This is a genomic window from Pseudomonas sp. TE24901 (genome assembly GCF_054058375.1).
Genome location: NZ_JBSSAF010000006.1, coordinates 185,562 through 203,107, shown reverse-complemented (window position 1 = coordinate 203,107; position 17,546 = coordinate 185,562). Strand labels below are relative to the sequence as shown.

The window sequence follows — 17,546 nt, the reverse complement described above, 5'->3', positions numbered from 1 at the left end:
GCCGGCTCCTACGAGGTTGTGTTAGCGCAGATTCCTGTGTGGGAGCTGGCTTGCCTGCGATGGCGGTTTACCTGCTGGCACAGCGTTAACTGACATGCCGCCATCGCCAGCAAGGTCTAGGGGTAGCCGTCGCTCACAAATTCCACCACCCGCGCCAACATCCGGTCACACGCCGCCAGTTGCTCCACGCTGATGAACTCATCCGGCTTGTGCCCTTGCTCCATGCTGCCGGGGCCACACACCACGGTGGGAATACCGGCCCGGTCAAACAGCCCGCCCTCCGTACCAAAAGCCACGGTGCCGAATGCACGGGAGTCACAGAACTGCGCCACCCATTCAGCAGCCTGGCTTTCCAGGGAGGTGGCCAACCCCGGGTAGCTGGACAGCTCGCTGAAACTGATCGCCGATTGTGCACTCACCGCCTGCATCGCCGGCAGCAAGGTCTGTTCGGCATAGCGCTGCAACTGCTGGGCAACCTGCCAGGGATCCTGGGCCGGCAACGAGCGCACTTCAAAATCAAAGGTGCAATTTTGCGGGACGATATTCAGTGCCTTGCCGCCACTGATCACCCCGGTCTGCACCGTGGAAAACGGCGGATCAAAACGCTCATCCAACTGCGGTGGCGCCTTGAGTTCTTCGCCGAGCCGCACCAGCTCGCTGATCAAGCACGCCGCGTATTCAATGGCGTTGACCCCGGACGGCGCATACGCCGAATGGCACGCCGCGCCCTGCACCTCGCAACGCACCGCCAATTTGCCTTTGTGGCCCAGCACCGGCTTGAGCTCGGTAGGTTCGCCGATCACGCACAGCAGCGGCTTGACCGCCTGCCCATGGAACCGTTCGATGAGCGAACGTACGCCCAGGCAGCCCACCTCTTCGTCATAGGACAAAGCGATATGCACCGGCATACGCAACGGCGCCTCCAGCAACGCCGGCACGCTCGCCAACACACAGGCGATATAGCCCTTCATGTCGGCCGTGCCGCGCCCATACAACTTGCCGTGTTTTTCCGTGAGTTCGAACGGCGCCACGCTCCAGCGTTGGCCGTCTACCGGCACCACGTCGGTGTGGCCGGACAACACGATGCCCGGCACATCTGCCGGGCCAATGGTCGCCAGCAGGTTGGCCTTGCTCTTGTGTTCGTTGTAGACCAGCTCACAGGCCACGCCGAGGTCCTGCAGGTAGGTGCGCACAAAGTCGATCAGGGCCAGGTTGGACTCGCGGCTGGTGGTGTCAAAACGCACCAGCTGCGCCAGCAGGTCGCGGCTGTTCATCGGTCATCCCCCGGCACGGCATAGCCCGGGGCGACATGCGGGTTGAGGGCGCGGTCGATGTAAGCCTGCGATTGCCCGCGATAGGCCTGCCAGAGCTGGTCGAGGGCGCCGATCGGGTCTTCCTCGGCCCAATCCACCCGCAGGTTGACGATGGGCCAGAGCAAGTCGTCGACCACCACCAGCGCCGCCGAATGCACCGGCCCCGCTTCACCGCCCCGCGCCTGCCCGGTGTGCAGGGCGGCCAGCAGGCGATCCGCGAGGGGCCCGGCAGCGTTTTCGAACGCGCGCACCATGGCATCAATCACCCCCGGGGCCGCCAGCATGTTGCCGGCCGCCACACACTGCTCGCCGCTGACCGCGCCATGAATGCCGAGGGTCTGGGCACCACTGAAATGCGCGGTGCGGCCTTGGCTGTCGATCACCGTCACCTGGCGGTATTCGCTGTGGGCCTGCCCGGCCATGGCCGCCAGCGCCTCACCGGGTGTTGCGCCTTGCTCCAGCAGGTCCAGCACCTGGGGCCCCAGGCTGGGCAAGGTGATGTTCTGTGACGCCACCGCGCCCACACCGGGCCGCAGCCACGGGCAACGCGCGCCCACGGCAATGCTCGACGAGCTGATGGCAATGCCCAACTGGCCGGTTTCTGTGCAGCGGGCGACAACGGAAAACGTCATGGAAAGGCTCCTCAGTCGAGCACGGAAGGGTCAGCGTCGATCATCAACTGCTTCATTTCTTCAAAGTGCTGGCGCGAAAAATCCGCAATACCTTCCCAGCCCCGTGCAGTTTTTTCCGCGACGTCATCCGACAGCACCCGCAACGGTTGCCCGGTGGACCACGCCGTCACGAGGATCTGGCAGGCACGCTCCAGGGTCCAGATATCGTCGAAGGCTTCGCCGATGGACGCCGCCGTCACCATCACGCCGTGGTTGCCCATCAGCAGGCGGCTCTTGCCGTCGAGCAAGCCGGCCAGGCGTGCGCCTTCGGCCTCGGTATCGGCCATGCCGCCGTACAGCTCGTCCACGGCCACGCGGTTGAAGTAACGCGCGGTGTTCTGGTCGATCGGCGGCACATGAGGCTTGGCCAGGCACGCCACCGCCGTGGTGTAGACCGGGTGCAGGTGCAGCACCGCGCGGGTGTGCGGCAACAGGCGGTGGATCTGCCCGTGGATCGACCAGGCGGTGGCGTCCACGTTCGGGTTGTCGGCGCAGGTCGGGTCATCGGCGTTGAGCAACAATAGGTCGCTGGCGCGGATGCGTGAAAAGTGCTTCCACTTGGGGTTGAGCAAAAACTCTTTGCCATCGGCCGACACGGCGGCGCTGAAGTGGTTGGCCACCGCTTCGTGCATGCCCAGGTGCGCGATGATGCGAAAGGTCGCGGCCAGGTCGATGCGCGTCTGTTCTTCGAGGGATAACGCCATGAATCGGACTCCGCAGGGCGCGGCCGCACGCGAATGCGGCACGCGCGGGTAGGTTTACTGCGGCATCAACGCCGCGATGTCGGCCTCGGTGGGCGCCTGGAAGTTGTACTTCTTCAGCAAGGCCGCGTATTCAGGCGTGGCGCGGTATTTTTCCAGGCCCTCGACCAGGGCTTTTTTCACCGTGTCATTGCCCTTCTTCACGCCGAAGCCGTTGAGCACCGGATAGATCAGGGTGTCGGAAGAAATCACCACGCGGTTGCCCAGCTTGTCGATCACGCCACGGGCCACGGCGGCGTCGGTGATCTGGGCTTCAACCGCGTGAGCCAGCAAGGCCTGGGTGGTTTGCGGGTCGGTGCTGTATTCGCTGATCTGGATCGGCTTCAAGCCCTTGGCCACGCAATACTCAGTCGACAGTTTGTTCATCTGCGCCAACCACGACGTGGCGCCCATGGAGCCGATCTTGTGGCCGCAGAATTCTTCCGGGGTCTTGGGCTGGAAGGCGCTGTCCTTGAGCGTGAGGATCGACTCGCCGCTCTTGAGGTAAGGGATCATGTCGATGACCTTGACCCGCTCAGCAGTGATGTACATCGACGAGTTGGTCAGGTCGAAACGGCCGGCCTGCAGGCCGGTGATCAGATTGGGAAAACGCGTGTCGAGGGTCTCGACCTTGCGCCCCATGACCTTGCCCAGGCCGTCCATGAACTCGATGTCAAAACCTGCCGGCTTGTTGTTATCCATGTACTCATAGGGGAAGAACGTCACATCGGAACCGGCGATGATCTTGCCGTCCTGCTGGAACGCCGAAGCCGCCAACGAAGTCATCGCAACCGCGGCGCCCAACAGGCATGCGGCAAGGGGACGAACACTCATACGAAACGCTGTCATGGTTTTTACCTGCAAGGGTTTGAGTTGGGTTAGGCAGTGGCTGAATCTTGTCCGGCCTGTTGCACGAAGAACGAGGCGCCACGGGGTTTCTGCGGCAAGCGCATGTGGTTGTCCGTGGAGCGCACCAAGCCGCTCTCTTCACCGGCCACCAGCAGGCCGGCGTGTGCACTGGGCAAGGGGTTTTCGCCGAATGGCAGCGCGTCTTCAGCGGCGTAGACACTGATGAACAAAGTGCGCGGGAGTTCGGTCTCGTTAGGGCTGGAAGCATGCAAAAGGCGGGTGTGCATGAAGCACACGGAGCCGGCCGGGCCGTAGCAGGCCACCGGCTGCTGGCAGTGTTCCTCGACCACCGCGTCATCCACCGAACCGGTGAAACGCTGGTGCTGCCAGTGCGACCACAGCGGGCCTTTATGGCTGCCGGGAATCACGTTCAGCGGGCCGTTTTGCGGGGTCACTTCGCTGACCATCAGCAAGGCGGTGACGATGTCATCGTTGCTGTGGGGCGTGAACAGAAAGTCCTGGTGCCACTTCACCTGGGTCGCGGTGTGAGGCAGTTTGGAGTTGATCTTGCTGTGGTGAAAACGCGTGCCCTGGGCGCCGATCAGTTGCGCGCAAATCGCCGCCATGCGTGAGTGCAATGCCACACGCTCATACGCCGGGGAAATCTCGGTGGGCGAACTGACCCGGCGCAACGATGGGTGATCGGCGCGGTGATCGCCTTCCAGGTCGAAGCGTTCGCGACCATCGACGGTCGCGCCCCAGCCTTTCTGGTGGCTTCGGCTTTCTTCTACCCATTGGTCGAAATCGTGTTGCAGTGCGGCCACTTCGTCCTGCGACAACACGTCTTCGACCACCAGGAAACCGTCACGCTGGAACTGTTCGATTTGCGCTTGCTCGATCATTGTATTTTTTCCTGAACGTTGAGGGGGTCACGCCAGCGAGACGTCCTTGAGGAACGCCTCCACGCGTGGGTTGTGGCCGCTGCGCAGGGCGCCCGGCGTGTCGTCGCAGACCACGCGGCCCTTCTCCATGAACACGATGCGGTCGGAGACCTTGAAGGCGAAGTTCATCTCGTGGGTGACGATCACCATGGTGATCCCCTCCTCGGCCAAGGCTTCGATGACCTGCAGCACTTCGTTGACTTTTTCCGGGTCGAGCGCCGAGGTGGGCTCGTCGAACAGCATGATTTGCGGGCGCATCATCAAGGCGCGGGCGATGGCCACCCGTTGCTGCTGGCCGCCCGACAGCTGGTGCGGGAACTTCCAGGCGTGGTCGAGCATGCCCACCTTGTGCAGCAGCGCGTAGGCCTGTTGCTTGAGGTCGGCCAGGCGCCCCAGGCGGTGGTATTTGGGCGCCATCAGCAGGTTGTCGAGCACGCTCAAATGCGGGAACAGGTTGAAGCTCTGGAACACCATGCCGATGTTCAGGCGGTGCTCGGCATGCTCGATAAATTGCGGCTTCTGCGCGCCGACCTTGTCGAGGTGAATGAACGGCTGGCCGTTGATCCGGATCTCACCGTTATCCAGTTGTTCCAGGCCGTTGAGCAAACGGATCAACGTGGTTTTGCCGGAGCCGGACGGGCCGATCACCGACACCACTTCACCGGGCTGGATCTGCAAGTTCACCGAGCCCAGCACTTCAACGTCGTTGTAGGCCTTGTGCAGCCGCGCCGCCTGCAACGCCGGTTCGCCGTTGCTGGCTGGGCGCACCAACGCCGTGCGCTGCTGGGTGGCCAGCGCCAGCACTTCAGCGTCCGGCACACGGGACACGTTGCGTTGGTTGACGTCGAGAGAGCGCTCCAGGCGTTTGAGCAGAAAGTCGAACACGGTGACGATGAACACGTAGAAAAACGCCACCGCCGCCATGGTTTCGATCACCAAAAAGTTCTGCGAATACAGGCGCTGGCCGACCATCAGGATCTCCGTGAGGGAGATCACCGACACCAGGGAGGTGAGCTTGACGATGGAGATGTATTCGTTGGCCAGCGAGGGCAGCGCCACCCGCAAGGCTTGAGGGATCACCACACGCCACTGGGTACCGAGAAAGCGCAGGCCCAACGCCCGTGCTGCTTCGCCCTGCCCTTTGTGAATCGAGAGCAGGCCGCCGCGATGGATCTCGGCGACGTAGGCGCTTTCGCAGATCACCAGGGCCAGCAGGCCGGACCAGAATGGGTCCGCCAAAATCGCCGACGTGCCGGGCAACGCCTGGGGCAAGTTGTAGATGAAGATCAGCAGCACCAGCAGCGGGAGGCTGCGGAACAACCAGATATAACCACGGGCCGGCACGCTGAGCAGGCCGTGCCTGGATTGCTTGGCCAGCGCCAGCACGAACCCGAAGACGATGCTCAACAACCAGGTCAGGGTGCTGAGCTTGATCACCGTCCACGTCGCGCGCCAGAACTCGGCGTCGCCGAGCAAACCAAACATGTAGTGCCAGTCGAATGTCATCGTCGTGGTGCCCTGAATAAGTTGATCTACATCGATGGGTTGAGAGTCGTGGCGGGAGGTGGTCAGGGTCAATTCGTAAAAGCCGGGGCACTGGGTAGGCAGAACCTATGCAGCCAAAAACCACGCAAAAAACCAATGAACGAAGATCCAATGTGGGAGCGGGCTTGCTCGCGAAGGCGGTCTGTCAGTTACTGATGTGCTGACTGATAAACCTCATTCGCGAGCAAGCCCGATCCCACATTTTGATCTCCATTGTTCTGGGATCATGCGCATTGGCCAAAATGGTGCGCACCTGAACCCACCACGTCGAACACGCCACTTATTGGTGCAACGTCAGCTCACACCACTCATCACCCGCACCGCATGCGGGTCGAAAAAGCTCGGCGGTGCCATGCCGGGGATGTACTGGTCGGAGACAAACATGCGGCACCGCTCGGCAAACGCCGACACCACCCGCGACAGCTGGGTGTTGCTGGCCGTGGCGTAGCCCAGGCGCATCGGGCGATGAGCGCCGGCCAGGCGCAGGCGGATCACGCGCTTGCCATCCTGGGACACGTTGGATTTGGGCCGTGCATTCGCGAAGGAGTAACCGATGCCGTTACCGACCATGGCGCGCACCGTTTCGAGGTTGGTGGAGCGCATGATGATGTTCGGCGTGGTGCCCGCCTGGATGAACAGGCTGAGGAAATAATCGCGGCTCCAGGGCGTGTCGAGCAGCACCACCGGGTAGGCTTCGAGGTCCTGCATGCTCACCGCCGGCAGGTTTGCCAACGGGTGGTATTCGCCGACCATCACATAGGGCGGCAGTTGGGCCAGGGGCTGGAAGTCGATGTCCGGGCTGGTCACCAGGTCGTAGGTCAGGGCGATGTCCAGCTCGCCGCTGCGCAGTTTCTCCAGCAGTTCCTCGTGGTTGCCTTCGGCCTGGGTCAGCCGCACACCGGGGAACGCGCGGCCAAAACCAAACACCAATTCCGGCGTGATCATCGGCGCCAGCGACTCCAGGCAGCCCACCCGCAGCGGCCCGCGCACGGTGTTCAACGACTCCGAGGCGATGGTGTAGAGGTTGGTCATTTGCTCCAGGATCAGCTTGGCCTCCTGCATCACCTGGCGCCCGACGGCCGTGAGGGAAATGCCCTGGGCGTGGTGCCGCACAAACAGCTGGATGCCCAGCTCCGCTTCCATATGGGTGATCGCCGCCGAGATCGACGGCGACGACACATGAATGCGTTCAGCCGCAGCACTGATGCTGCCCGCCTCGCCGGACGCGACAAAATATTCCAGTTGGCGCTGAGTAATTCGACTGAGCATCACGCCTCCACAACAATGGGTGTACGTGATCGATAGTGCAGGGTTCGTGCCGGGTCACTGCGCCTGCCGATGAGGGGCACGGGCTTCGGTTTTTCCTAAGCACTACCCTGCACAAATGCTGGTTTCGCTACAGCCATGGTGGTGTGAAGCTGCGGTCATCCCGTTTTCAGCGAGCCGCCTGCGATGCCCACCCACACTCGAATCCGCATGTTCAACACCCGGGAAACCTACCCCAACCAAAGCCTGGACAACGACCTCTGCCAGGCCGTGCGCGCCGGCAACACCATTTATGTGCGCGGCCAGATCGGTACCGATTTCGAGGGCAACCTGGTGGGCCTCGGCGACCCGCGTGCCCAGGCCGAACAGGCGATGAAAAACGTCAAGCAACTGCTGGAGGAGGCGGGCTCCGACCTGTCGCACATCGTCAAGACCACCACGTACCTGATCGACCCACGCTACCGCGAGCCGGTGTACCAGGAGGTCGGCAAGTGGCTCAAGGGCGTGTTCCCGATTTCCACCGGGCTGGTGATCTCCGGCCTGGGCCAGCCGGAGTGGCTGATGGAGATCGATGTGATCGCCGTGGTGCCGGATGACTGGCAGCCCTGAATGACCTGGAGTACGCCATGAGCCACCGTGTGATGTTCCTCAACGGGCCGAACGCCAACCTGTATGGGCTGGATAAACGCGGCACCTACGGCAGCGAGAGCTTTGCCAGCATCGAAGCGCGCTGCCAACGCCACGCCGCTGAAATAGGCCTGACCCTGGACTTTCGCCAGAGCAACCACGAGGGCGTGCTGGTGGACTGGATCCAGGAGGCTCGGCTGAGCAGCGATGCCATTGTGATCAATGCGGCCGGGCTGACGTACAGCTCGGTGCCGATCCTCGATGCGCTGCTGGCGTTCGACGGGCCGATCATCGAAGCGCACATGAGCAACATCTGGAAGCGCGAAAGCTTCCGGCATCACTCCTTTATATCCAAGGCCGCCACTGGCGTGATCGCCGGGTTGGGCGCGCTGGGTTACCAATTGGCCCTCAGCGCCGTGGCCCAGCTGCTCCACGAACGCCAAACCACCATCGAGCACCTGTAGGAGCCGGCTTGCCGGCGATGACGTTGGGTGAGCCATCCAATCCGTTATCTGGAACACCGCTATCGCCGGCAAGCCGGCTCCTAGAGTGACAACCGGTGTTGCAGACAAACCTTTTACCTTTCGGGAAACGCCTATGTCCGTCGAAACAATCAATACCCTGGTGGTCGGCGCAGGCCAGGCCGGGGTTGCCATGAGTGAGCACCTGTCCCTGATGGGCGTGCCACACATCGTGCTGGAACGCCACCGCATCGCCGAGCGCTGGCGATCGGAGCGCTGGGACTCGCTGGTCGCCAACGGCCCGGCCTGGCATGACCGCTTTCCCGGGCTGACATTCGAGGGCATTTCCCCCGAAGCCTTTCCACCGAAAGAGCGCATGGCCGACTACTTCGAAGCCTACGTCGACAAACTGCAGGCGCCGGTACGCACCGGCGTCGAGGTGCAGCAGGTGGAACGCCATGTGGGTCGCCCCGGTTTCAAGGTCACGACCTCGGCTGGCGTGATCGAAGCCACCAACGTCGTGGCGGCCACCGGCCCGTTCCAGCGCCCGTCTATCCCCGCCCTCGTCCCGGCGTCGGCACCGCTGTATCAACTGCACTCCTCCTCCTACAAGAACCCCGGCCAATTGCCCGAAGGCGCGGTGCTTGTGGTGGGTGCCGGTGCCTCCGGCTCTCAGATCGCCGAAGAACTGCAAAAAGCCGGTAAGACCGTGTACCTCTCGGTGGGCGAACACTACCGCCCTCCCCGCGCGTACCGGGGCCGCGACTACTGCTGGTGGCTGGGCGCGTTGGGCTTGTGGGATGAGGTCAAGATCCAGCCGAAGAAAAAACACGTGGCCTTTGCCGTCAGCGGCTATGAAGGTGGCAAGACCGTGGACTTCCGTCGGCTGGCCCATCAAGGCATTCACTTGGTCGGCGTCACCCAAGGCTGGGACGCAGGCGTGATGACCTTTGCCCCAGGCCTGGCCGATAACGTGGCCGAAGGGGACCGTGCGTATTTCGAGGTGCTGCGCGATGCCGACGCGTACATCGAAGCCAACGGCCTGCCCTTCCCCCTGGAGCCCGAGGCCTGGGACCTGCTGCCCGATCCGCCATGCCTGCTCAACCCGAGCCTGAGCCTGGATTTGGCCGAGGCCGGCGTGACCACGATCCTGTGGGCCACCGGCTTCACGTTCGATTTCGGCTGGTTGAAAGTCGACGCGTTCGATGAGAAAGGCGAGCCCTTCCACAAACGCGGGATCTCGGCCCAGAGCGGGATTTATTTCCTGGGCCTGCCGAACCTGGTGAACCGTGCCTCATCATTTATCTATGGGGTGTGGCACGACGCGAAGTACGTGGCTGACCATATCGTCTTGCAGAATGAATACAGGGCTTACAACAGGCCTTAAGGCTTGAGGTTTTTCAGCAAGGTGAAGAGTTGGCCGGTCAAGCTCCATCGCGGGGTGGGTAGGTCGGAGGGTTCGGCCAGCGCATCGAGAAGGGTGCGATGGGGTGCTTGGCTGGAAAGCGTATCCGAGATCAAGTACTGCTCGTTTTGACGTGTCGAGGGGGCCTCACGTTTGTACGGCCTGCCAGTGGCCGGATCCAACACGTAGCCGGCGGCCTTGCCTTCTTCCGTCACTGTCCAGTCGTCGTCAGTCTTCACAAGGACAGGATTGAAAGGCGGCAGCGTTATGCTCATGTTCGTGGTTTTGACGATATGGTCCGCGATAACGATTGGGTTCAAGACCGCGAACTCACTGCCAAGCGGCGGCTGGTCGGCACCTTCATCGGAGAACTTGTTCACCATCCGTTCCAGGAACGGTATGCCGCCCACGTTGGAAAACGCGCCATGGTCGGGGTTGAGGATGTAGCGCAAAAAGCCCGGGTCGATGCGCGTGCTGTTGATTGCCGAGCCGTTCAGGATACCCGCGGCGGTGGCGGCATCGTCTGGCTTGAAATCGTACCTCACCGGATGCCCGTCCAGGTCGTAGCCGCTATTGCCACCGAGCATCTGGCTGCCGTCGGTGTAATAGCGGTAGGTGCTGTATGACGTGATCAATCGGTCGACAAAATGCAGATCTACTCCTTCGGCTTGTGCATATCCGTACATATCCGCGATCACCGCACGGTCTTCGAGGGTGAGAAACTCGCAGCGATTTTGCCTTTCGTTGTAGGCCGTGGCAGGCGGAAGCGCGACCGGCGGCTCTCTGCCACCAAACAAGCGCGAGATCATGATTTTACGACCGTTAGCAAACTCTGGCTCCGGACTGGAACTTACAGGGGCCTCAGCTGATTGCAACGTTTGCCAAGCGGCACGTCGTTCATTAATGGTGAAGGAGCCGCCGTCGTCGTGGGCGATCAGGCTGAGTTGATCGCGCGCGAGACCTTTGAAGGGGTTGCTGTCAGTGCCGTTGAGAAACGCCGTCGCTTGCCGCGCCCGTGCCAAATGTTCCGGGTTGTCGGTGGTTGGAATCTGCGCATCATGTTGCGCCTTATGGGCGAAATACTTGGCATCGGTGATAGGTGCCAGCAGGTCGGCACCAGTGTGCCCCCCACGCATTTCAGCGCGCACGGCCGCAGCACTCAATTGGCCGGCCAGCAGCGAGACGGTGGTGGCGCCGTTATTGGAAGTAGAGGAATCGGCCTCGCCTGCTTCGGGCAAAGCAACGGGTGGCGTAATCTCGTCTACGGGATGGCTGGCCACTCGACTGTGAGGCGACGTTGTATAGGGACTGATCGTGTTCATGAGTATGTACCTGCATAAAAACATGCGGTTTCTATACAGATCTGTTCTTTTTTAGAGAGCACTCGCAATCGAGCCGACCGCGAGCGCTATACAACAGATCAATATTGATATTTAAACGTTACCGAATCGACACCGGCTGGACGAGCGAACGGTGGTTCTCCGCCTCGCACGCTATGATTGATAACAACTTTAGAACCATGGCCAAAAGCTTGGTCATTAAAAACATCCAATGTTCCGGAAGAACTTGGCTGAATATCCTGACAACTCCTTTCAGAGCTAAAAGGGCGGTAATAACACAGTTCCACATCATCGTGAATCGTTTTAGGGTAGTACGTAGTACTCCATTGAATCCCTAATAACTTTTTCGGGAGAGTAAGCGTCCCTGCGGGTATATCTGTGGACAAAACATTAAACGTAGAAAATCCAGTACCCGGATAAACATCAGACATAGATAGCACCAGCACAGGCGTGGGTGCATCCGTCTTGGTTAAAACCCTTTCTTCCGCGAACACTGAGCCACCTGCAATCGCTGCAAAAGCAGCCACTAAGCCGAGAAGAAAACCCCTCGCAACTCTCACCAACGGAACCACACTCAAGCTTTTCATCATTTACCTCCACAGAGTCAGAAACCAACACCTGGAATTAAACTCAAGCCAACTGTAAGAACCACGCCAGTACGATTGCACGAATAATTAACCGGATAAACCCACGCACTTCCTAAAATAACGAAAGAAGACTCCGTCATACTAGAAAGTAAGAAGCTGCGGGCAACTTCCTAGTCCGCCTCACCCTCTACTTAAAATCCTTATTTCATACGTGCACAGTAGAAGCCCGCAGCACTGGGCAACGGACGGAAAAGCGGGGCAAGGTACCGAGCCGTCGCGGGGAGACGACTCGGCGGGACAAGGGGGGGGTCGAAGGCAGGGCACGCTCACGCGCGCTTGGGCAGTTTCCAGTTCGGGCGTATGAAGTGGCAGGTATAGCCGTTGGGGATGCGCTCCAGGTAATCCTGGTGCTCCGGCTCCGCTTCCCAGAACGGCCCGGCCGGTTCGATTTCAGTGACCACGCGGCCCGGCCACAATTTGGAGGCATCGACGTCAGCCGCCGTGTCTTCGGCGATGTCCCGTTGCTGTTCGCTGAGGTAATAGATAGCAGAGCGGTAGCTGGGCCCCAGGTCATTGCCCTGGCGGTTCGGCGTGCTGGGGTCGTGTATCTGGAAGAAGAACTCAAGGATCTGCCGATAGCCGATCACAGCCGGGTCGAACACGATCTCGATCGCTTCCGCATGGTTGCCATGGTTGCGGTAGGTGGCATTCGCCACATCGCCACCGGTGTAGCCGACGCGTGTGTGCAGCACGCCGGGATAGCGCCGCAACAAGTCCTGCATGCCCCAGAAGCAGCCGCCGGCAAGAATGGCGGTTTCGGTTGTGTTGGTCATGGTCTGTCACCTCGATGGATACAGGCGTAGTTATGGGGCCGTGTGGACCAATCCCAAGGCCCGGGCGACGATTTCCGGAGCTGCGCAGGTACCGGGTTGAGGTCTCCACATTGTTTTCCCCGGAACCGAATATCGAGATAGTGGCCATTTTCGGGGAAAATGCCCGCCGTTGACGCTCAGCGGGGAGAAAAATCAGCCTCGACAGGGAACAAGATTAGCGCCACGCCCCACGGTGATGGCACAATGCCCAGCTGTATTTCCACCGATCAGGGAGGTCAAAAATGCGTCCGTTACAGCCGTCAGTACATTCTGAGCGTCGACAACAACTCGTACATTCACCAATACGGTATGCCTTCCTGCGAGGAGCACTGATAGTCACTGGCAAAAACGACCTCAATCATGAATAAACCGAATCGCCCCGCCACACCGTCAAAGCGTTTCGCCCTTTGTTTGTTCGGCTTACTGGTGGCTGCATCACACACCCACGCCGTCGAGAATAAAAAAGAAGCGGAGCTGGAGTTCTACAAAACCCTCACGCAAATGCGCATTGACACTGCGCGCGACCTGCTGACAAAGGACATGCAGACCTTATCAACACGTATTGATGCGCAAGAAAAACGTGTGGAGACGCAGAACTCACAAATTGATAAGGGCTTAAACGTACTCAGCAACATGCTCAGTGGCCTCGGCATTATCTTGGCCCTCGCAGGTATGGTCGGGTACTTCTCGGTTCAGAACAAAGCAAAAAAAGAAGCACAGAAAGAAGCCGAACTCGCCGCCAACAAGTGGTTTCAAACCCATGCCATTGCCATGCAAACTCAGCTCAATGAGTTGCAAGCAAAATTCCAAGTGCTCGAAGGCGAGGCGCAAACAAACTTCAATAAACACATACAAAAACTCAAGAAGCTCGATGCGCTTTCCGAACGAGCCATGCACATCTTGCAGCACAACCTCAGTGAACCCGATCTGTCGCGAGATGCACCTTCCGCTGATGCATCCGAAGCGCTGTCCGAGGAAGCCGTTGCCGTCACACAAAAGCCTGAGAGCCAGTACACCTACAAAGACTGGAACACACGTGCCTTCGATGCCTACAACAAGGGTGATAAAGAAGGCGCCGCACGATTCTGGCGCGCGGCGGCGAACGACAAGTCTGCTACACCGACCAACAGTGTCCGCGCTCTGTTCAATGCCGGGGTAGCGCTGGGCGCTCTTAATCGCAACGATGAAGCGATTGCAGTGTATGAGGAACTTATCGAACGGTTCCGTACGGACGAGAAGCCCGCCATTAAAACGCAATCCGCCAGAGCGTACGTAAACCTGGGTGCCACACTCGGCAAGATTGGGCAGAACGAGCAAGCGGTCACCGTGTACACGGAATACATGCAGCGTTTCGAAAAAGAAGATACACCTCAAATCAACGAAGCGACGTCCCAGGTACTGTTCAACACGGGCGTCAGGCTCGCGCACATGAATCGTCACGAAGAGGCGATTTCCAATTACGACAAGCTTCTAGATCGATTTGGTACGCAGGAAATCGTATCGATGAAGGACCGGCTCGCGTGCACCTATGTAAACAAGGGAGCCGCTTTAGGGCAAATCAAAAGCAACAACGAAGCTATTGCTGTCTACGACCATGTTATCCAGTCTTTTGGAAACAGCGACTCACCCGTTGCAAAAGAACAAGTTGCCTTCGCCCACCTCAATAAAGGCCTCAGGTTGCGAGCCTTGGGTCGCCACGACGAGGCCATCGGCTCGTTTGACAACTTGATAGACAACGTGGGCATCGACGCTACAGAACCTGTCAAGTCCAGTACCGCAAAAGCGATGCTCAATAAAAGCCATAGCTTGTGGCGGCTCGGTGACAGAGAGGAGTCCATTGAGGCCTGCGACGACCTGATTCGTCGTTTTGAACATGAGACATCGGTTGCCTGCCAGATCCAAGTCGCGAAAATCCTGATCGCGAAAGGCACCCGACTGTGGCAAATGAATAAACATGATGATGCGATGGATGCTTATCAGGAAGTCATCAAGAAATTCGAAAGTGCAGAGGCCATTTCGGTACTTGAGCACGTTGCAAGAGCAATGCTCAATTTCGCCAGCGGCCTAGAAGAGCTCAACCGTCACAGTGAAGCCCTTGTCGTTTTCAACACACTCATTGATCGCTTTGAACACGTTGAATCCAGCACTATAAAAATCCAGGTCGCAAATGCCATCTTGCAAAAAGGTATCGTCATTGGCGGTCCCGAGAACCTGGCAGAGTCCATTAAAGTGTACGACAGTTTATTGGAGCGCTTTGACAAGGACGAAGACCCGGCAATCCAACAGGTTGTTGGCCACGCGAAGAACAGCAAAGGATTCGATCTGCTGTCTCTTGCCAAACAGCACTGGAGCGACACGGAACGTCGAACACGTTGTCTCGAGCAAGCCAAAGTTCTTTTCATCGAGGCAGACGACATCGAGCCCAACGGTCCAGTTGTTCTCGGCAATCAAGCCTACTGTGATCACTTACTCGGCCTTCCCCTTGAGTCATACCGTGAAAAGTTAGGCCAAGCACTGTCAACCGGAAAAGAAAAGCTTTATGCCGGTACTTTAGAAGACCTGCTGATCCACCCCGTCCCGGAAGTAGATGACAGCTTCCGCGCGTTACTCGAGGGTGTGTGGCAGGAGATCAAACGTTAGCCGCCCACCTGTGTTGCTTTCAGCCTCGGCTTCAGGATTTCTGGCGGTCGACCCTACTGCCGAGGTGACGTGCGATGTTCGAACTGGCCCCCCTCCTGACGTACATAACCGTGGTGATCGGCCTATTTCTGATCTACCTGGACGTGCGAGCTTTTCTGGCGCGGCCTGGCGCAATTCGACACCCGAGTGGTGATGGAGGCCAATGCGATTGGCGCGCTGATCGAAGTGGTGCGCAGGACCACGCTGTCGACCCTCCTGCCGGCCCCTATTGCGCGGGCGCACCCGGGTCGCGATTGAACTGGGGCCGCAGACACTGCAACGCACGGCGGTGCTGATGCAGCGTAAAGGGGGTTATCAGTCGGCGGTGGCGCGAGCGTTTATGGCGGTCGCGAATGAGGTGGCGATGGGGCTGGAAGCCTAAACCAAACCTGTCAGGGCTGGCGATCGCTTGCAGCCTGGGCCAGCAGCCACTCCCGAAACGCCTTCACCTTGGCAAGGTCAGCCACTTCGGGCCGGTGCACGATGTAGTAAGCGAACGCCAGCGGCCGGCTGGCCTCACCAAAAGGCCGGACCAACCGCCCCGCTTGCAGGTCATCGCGCAACATCACGCTGCGCCCCAGCGCCAGCCCCTGGCCGTCAATCGCCGCTTGTAGCACCGCCGCCGAGTTGTTGATGCGCAACCCGTGCTCGGCATTGATCCCGGGGAACCCCGAAGCATCGAGCCAGGTGCGCCACGTCGGGTAGTGGGGGTCGCCTGCCATCGACAGGTCGTGGATCAGCGTCGCCTCGGCGAGCTTTTCCGGTGGTAGCCGGCCCTGCTCCAGCAACGGATAGGTGGGCGCACACACCGGGTAGAGGTCCTCTTCCATCAAGTGGGTGGCGACCAGCCCAGGCCAATGGCCCGCCCCGTAACGCACGCCGATGTCCATGCCTTCGGCGATGAAATCCACCGGCCGCAGGTTGGTGTCCAGCAGCACATCGGTCTGCGGGTGAGCCCGCTGGAAATGCTCGATACGCGGCAGCAGCCACTTGGCCGCGAACGCCGGGCTGACCGTTACCGTGAGCCCTGTGCTGAGAGCCCCCTCCTTCAACCGCGCCACCCCCAGCCTCAAGCGATCAAACCCCTCGCGGATATCCGGCAATGCCTGGCGCGCCACCTCGGTGAGCACCAAGCGCGCAGCGCCGCTGGACCCGCGCGTGAACAACGGCACGCCAAGCCAGGATTCCAGGGTTCGCACCTGCTGCCCCACCGCTGCCGAGGTCACGTGCAATTCTGCTGCGGCCGCTGAAAAGCTCAGGTGCCGGGCAGCCGCTTCAAAGGCTTTGAGTGCATTGAGGTAGGCGGGCGTATTCATCGTTAAAGTTTTTCTTTAGTAGGCGGCAATGAATTCTGGTTTGTGGGCAACGATGCCCGGGGCGAAGAATAGCAGCCAAGGACGAACTAGATCAGCTTCGATAGCGATCGATCCGTTCAGGGACTTTTTCTGTCATACCCCACAGGACACTCTCACCATGAAAAGATTTTCTTCCAAGATTGCCATTATCACCGGCGGCGGTTCGGGTATCGGCAAGGAAGTCGCACAACGCCTGGTCGCCGAAGGTGCCAGCGTCGTAATCAGCGGTCGCGATGCGGAAAAACTTGAAAAAGCCGCCGCGCAGATCGATCCCAGCGGCCAGTACGTTCGTACCCTCGCGGCGGATATCGCCAAACCCGCGACCGCCAAAGCGCTGGTGGAACTGGCCACCAGCGCGTTCGGCGGCGTGGACATCCTGATCAACAACGCGGGCGTCTTTAACCCAAAACCCTTCCTGGCGCTGGACGAACACGAGTACGACGGCTTCGTCGATATCATCCTCAAGGGCAAATTCTTCATGGCGCAGGCGGCGGCCAACGCCATGCTGAAACGGGGCGGCGGTGCCATCGTACAAACCGGTTCGCTTTGGGCGTTGCAAGCCATTGGCGCCACACCGTCGGCGGCGTATTCGGCAGCCAACGCCGGTGTGCACGCCCTGACCCGCAACCTGGCGATTGAACTGGCGTCCTCGAACATTCGCATCAACACCGTGGCACCCGCCGTAGTGGAAACGCCGGTGTACAACACCTTCATGGACAGTGAGCAGGTCAAGGCCGTACTGCCCACCTTCAATGCCTTCCACCCGCTGGGGCGCAATGGCCAGCCGGCCGACGTTGCCGAGGCCATCCTGTTTTTGGCCTCGGAACAGGCGGCGTGGATCACTGGTACCGTGCTGCCAGTCGATGGCGGCGTCACGGCGGGCCGCATCTGATCA

16 protein-coding genes and 1 pseudogene are annotated in these 17,546 nt (G+C 60.0%); 6 read left to right on the top strand and 11 right to left on the bottom strand.

Annotation, left to right across the window (positions count from 1 at the left end; translation table 11 throughout):
- Positions 1-116: 116 nt before the first annotated feature.
- From argE to ACVWVP_RS13965, 7 genes are all read right to left on the bottom strand, one after another.
- Entirely contained in the window at positions 117-1,274 is a 1,158-nt protein-coding gene (gene argE, locus ACVWVP_RS13995) for an acetylornithine deacetylase (RefSeq protein ID WP_457406567.1), read from the bottom strand.
- On the bottom strand, positions 1,271-1,945 hold the full coding sequence (locus ACVWVP_RS13990; RefSeq protein WP_178925643.1) for a DUF1028 domain-containing protein: 675 nt from the start codon (positions 1,943-1,945) through the stop codon (positions 1,271-1,273). Before ACVWVP_RS13990 ends, argE begins: the two co-directional genes overlap by 4 nt.
- An 11-nt stretch (positions 1,946-1,956) precedes the next feature.
- Entirely contained in the window at positions 1,957-2,688 is a 732-nt protein-coding gene (locus ACVWVP_RS13985; RefSeq protein ID WP_457406564.1) for a class II aldolase and adducin N-terminal domain-containing protein, read from the bottom strand.
- A gap of 54 nt (positions 2,689-2,742) precedes the next feature.
- Positions 2,743-3,573, bottom strand: a complete 831-nt coding sequence (locus tag ACVWVP_RS13980) for an ABC transporter substrate-binding protein (protein ID WP_178925641.1) — start codon at positions 3,571-3,573, stop codon at positions 2,743-2,745.
- 29 nt (positions 3,574-3,602) lie between these two features.
- The gene (locus ACVWVP_RS13975; protein ID WP_178925640.1) at positions 3,603-4,475 is read right to left on the bottom strand and encodes a phytanoyl-CoA dioxygenase family protein; all 873 of its coding nucleotides are present in this window, start codon (positions 4,473-4,475) and stop codon (positions 3,603-3,605) included.
- 27 nt (positions 4,476-4,502) lie between these two features.
- Positions 4,503-6,020, bottom strand: coding sequence for an amino acid ABC transporter permease/ATP-binding protein (locus ACVWVP_RS13970; RefSeq protein ID WP_457406561.1), 1,518 nt, complete (start codon positions 6,018-6,020; stop codon positions 4,503-4,505).
- A 333-nt stretch (positions 6,021-6,353) separates the two neighbouring features.
- Positions 6,354-7,328 carry a LysR family transcriptional regulator gene (locus ACVWVP_RS13965; protein WP_178925638.1) on the bottom strand — a complete coding sequence of 325 codons (975 nt, stop codon included), beginning with the start codon at positions 7,326-7,328 and terminating at the stop codon, positions 6,354-6,356.
- Positions 7,329-7,511: 183 nt separating this feature from the next.
- Here ACVWVP_RS13965 and ACVWVP_RS13960 point away from each other — a divergent pair, with 183 nt between their 5' ends.
- From ACVWVP_RS13960 to ACVWVP_RS13950, 3 genes are all read left to right on the top strand, one after another.
- On the top strand, positions 7,512-7,934 hold the full coding sequence (locus tag ACVWVP_RS13960; RefSeq protein WP_457406558.1) for a RidA family protein: 423 nt from the start codon (positions 7,512-7,514) through the stop codon (positions 7,932-7,934).
- Positions 7,935-7,951: 17 nt separating this feature from the next.
- The gene (locus tag ACVWVP_RS13955) at positions 7,952-8,416 is read left to right on the top strand and encodes a type II 3-dehydroquinate dehydratase (RefSeq protein WP_457406556.1); all 465 of its coding nucleotides are present in this window, start codon (positions 7,952-7,954) and stop codon (positions 8,414-8,416) included.
- 133 nt (positions 8,417-8,549) lie between these two features.
- Positions 8,550-9,800 carry a flavin-containing monooxygenase gene (locus ACVWVP_RS13950; protein WP_457406553.1) on the top strand — a complete coding sequence of 417 codons (1,251 nt, stop codon included), beginning with the start codon at positions 8,550-8,552 and terminating at the stop codon, positions 9,798-9,800.
- On the opposite strand, the gene ACVWVP_RS13945 is transcribed toward ACVWVP_RS13950, so the two are convergent.
- From ACVWVP_RS13945 to msrA, 3 genes are all read right to left on the bottom strand, one after another.
- On the bottom strand, positions 9,797-11,140 hold the full coding sequence (locus ACVWVP_RS13945; RefSeq protein ID WP_457406551.1) for a hypothetical protein: 1,344 nt from the start codon (positions 11,138-11,140) through the stop codon (positions 9,797-9,799). The genes ACVWVP_RS13950 and ACVWVP_RS13945 overlap by 4 nt on opposite strands.
- A 98-nt stretch (positions 11,141-11,238) precedes the next feature.
- Positions 11,239-11,745, bottom strand: a complete 507-nt coding sequence (locus ACVWVP_RS13940; RefSeq protein ID WP_457406548.1) for a hypothetical protein — start codon at positions 11,743-11,745, stop codon at positions 11,239-11,241.
- A 326-nt stretch (positions 11,746-12,071) separates the two neighbouring features.
- A complete protein-coding gene (gene msrA, locus ACVWVP_RS13935) occupies positions 12,072-12,578 on the bottom strand; it encodes a peptide-methionine (S)-S-oxide reductase MsrA (RefSeq protein WP_259173813.1) in 507 nt (168 codons plus the stop codon).
- Between the two features lie 399 nt (positions 12,579-12,977).
- Between msrA and ACVWVP_RS13930 the strand changes: the two genes are divergently transcribed.
- Together ACVWVP_RS13930 and ACVWVP_RS13925 are read left to right on the top strand one after the other, a co-directional pair.
- The gene (locus ACVWVP_RS13930; RefSeq protein WP_457406544.1) at positions 12,978-15,257 is read left to right on the top strand and encodes a tetratricopeptide repeat protein; all 2,280 of its coding nucleotides are present in this window, start codon (positions 12,978-12,980) and stop codon (positions 15,255-15,257) included.
- Positions 15,258-15,440: 183 nt separating this feature from the next.
- Positions 15,441-15,678 (top strand): annotated as a pseudogene (locus ACVWVP_RS13925) (LysR substrate-binding domain-containing protein); the annotation flags it as partial.
- 10 nt (positions 15,679-15,688) lie between these two features.
- On the opposite strand, the gene gcvA reads toward ACVWVP_RS13925, so the two are convergent.
- Positions 15,689-16,612 carry a transcriptional regulator GcvA gene (gene gcvA / locus ACVWVP_RS13920; RefSeq protein WP_178925630.1) on the bottom strand — a complete coding sequence of 308 codons (924 nt, stop codon included), beginning with the start codon at positions 16,610-16,612 and terminating at the stop codon, positions 15,689-15,691.
- Between the two features lie 157 nt (positions 16,613-16,769).
- Between gcvA and ACVWVP_RS13915 the strand changes: the two genes are divergently transcribed.
- Positions 16,770-17,543: an SDR family NAD(P)-dependent oxidoreductase gene (locus tag ACVWVP_RS13915; RefSeq protein WP_457406541.1), complete on the top strand. Its 774-nt coding sequence runs from the start codon at positions 16,770-16,772 to the stop codon at positions 17,541-17,543.
- Positions 17,544-17,546: the final 3 nt, after the last annotated feature.

Coding starts and splice junctions, on each gene's coding strand:
- argE (WP_457406567.1), bottom strand. CDS start 1,274: ATGAACAGCCGCGACCTGCTGGCGCAGCTGGTGCGTTTTGACACCACC.
- msrA (WP_259173813.1), bottom strand. CDS start 12,578: ATGACCAACACAACCGAAACCGCCATTCTTGCCGGCGGCTGCTTCTGG.
- ACVWVP_RS13955 (WP_457406556.1), top strand. CDS start 7,952: ATGAGCCACCGTGTGATGTTCCTCAACGGGCCGAACGCCAACCTGTAT.
- ACVWVP_RS13930 (WP_457406544.1), top strand. CDS start 12,978: ATGAATAAACCGAATCGCCCCGCCACACCGTCAAAGCGTTTCGCCCTT.
- ACVWVP_RS13940 (WP_457406548.1), bottom strand. CDS start 11,745: ATGAAAAGCTTGAGTGTGGTTCCGTTGGTGAGAGTTGCGAGGGGTTTT.
- ACVWVP_RS13915 (WP_457406541.1), top strand. CDS start 16,770: ATGAAAAGATTTTCTTCCAAGATTGCCATTATCACCGGCGGCGGTTCG.
- ACVWVP_RS13960 (WP_457406558.1), top strand. CDS start 7,512: ATGCCCACCCACACTCGAATCCGCATGTTCAACACCCGGGAAACCTAC.
- ACVWVP_RS13980 (WP_178925641.1), bottom strand. CDS start 3,573: ATGACAGCGTTTCGTATGAGTGTTCGTCCCCTTGCCGCATGCCTGTTG.
- ACVWVP_RS13985 (WP_457406564.1), bottom strand. CDS start 2,688: ATGGCGTTATCCCTCGAAGAACAGACGCGCATCGACCTGGCCGCGACC.
- ACVWVP_RS13970 (WP_457406561.1), bottom strand. CDS start 6,020: ATGACATTCGACTGGCACTACATGTTTGGTTTGCTCGGCGACGCCGAG.
- ACVWVP_RS13990 (WP_178925643.1), bottom strand. CDS start 1,945: ATGACGTTTTCCGTTGTCGCCCGCTGCACAGAAACCGGCCAGTTGGGC.
- ACVWVP_RS13945 (WP_457406551.1), bottom strand. CDS start 11,140: ATGAACACGATCAGTCCCTATACAACGTCGCCTCACAGTCGAGTGGCC.
- ACVWVP_RS13965 (WP_178925638.1), bottom strand. CDS start 7,328: ATGCTCAGTCGAATTACTCAGCGCCAACTGGAATATTTTGTCGCGTCC.
- gcvA (WP_178925630.1), bottom strand. CDS start 16,612: ATGAATACGCCCGCCTACCTCAATGCACTCAAAGCCTTTGAAGCGGCT.
- ACVWVP_RS13975 (WP_178925640.1), bottom strand. CDS start 4,475: ATGATCGAGCAAGCGCAAATCGAACAGTTCCAGCGTGACGGTTTCCTG.
- ACVWVP_RS13950 (WP_457406553.1), top strand. CDS start 8,550: ATGTCCGTCGAAACAATCAATACCCTGGTGGTCGGCGCAGGCCAGGCC.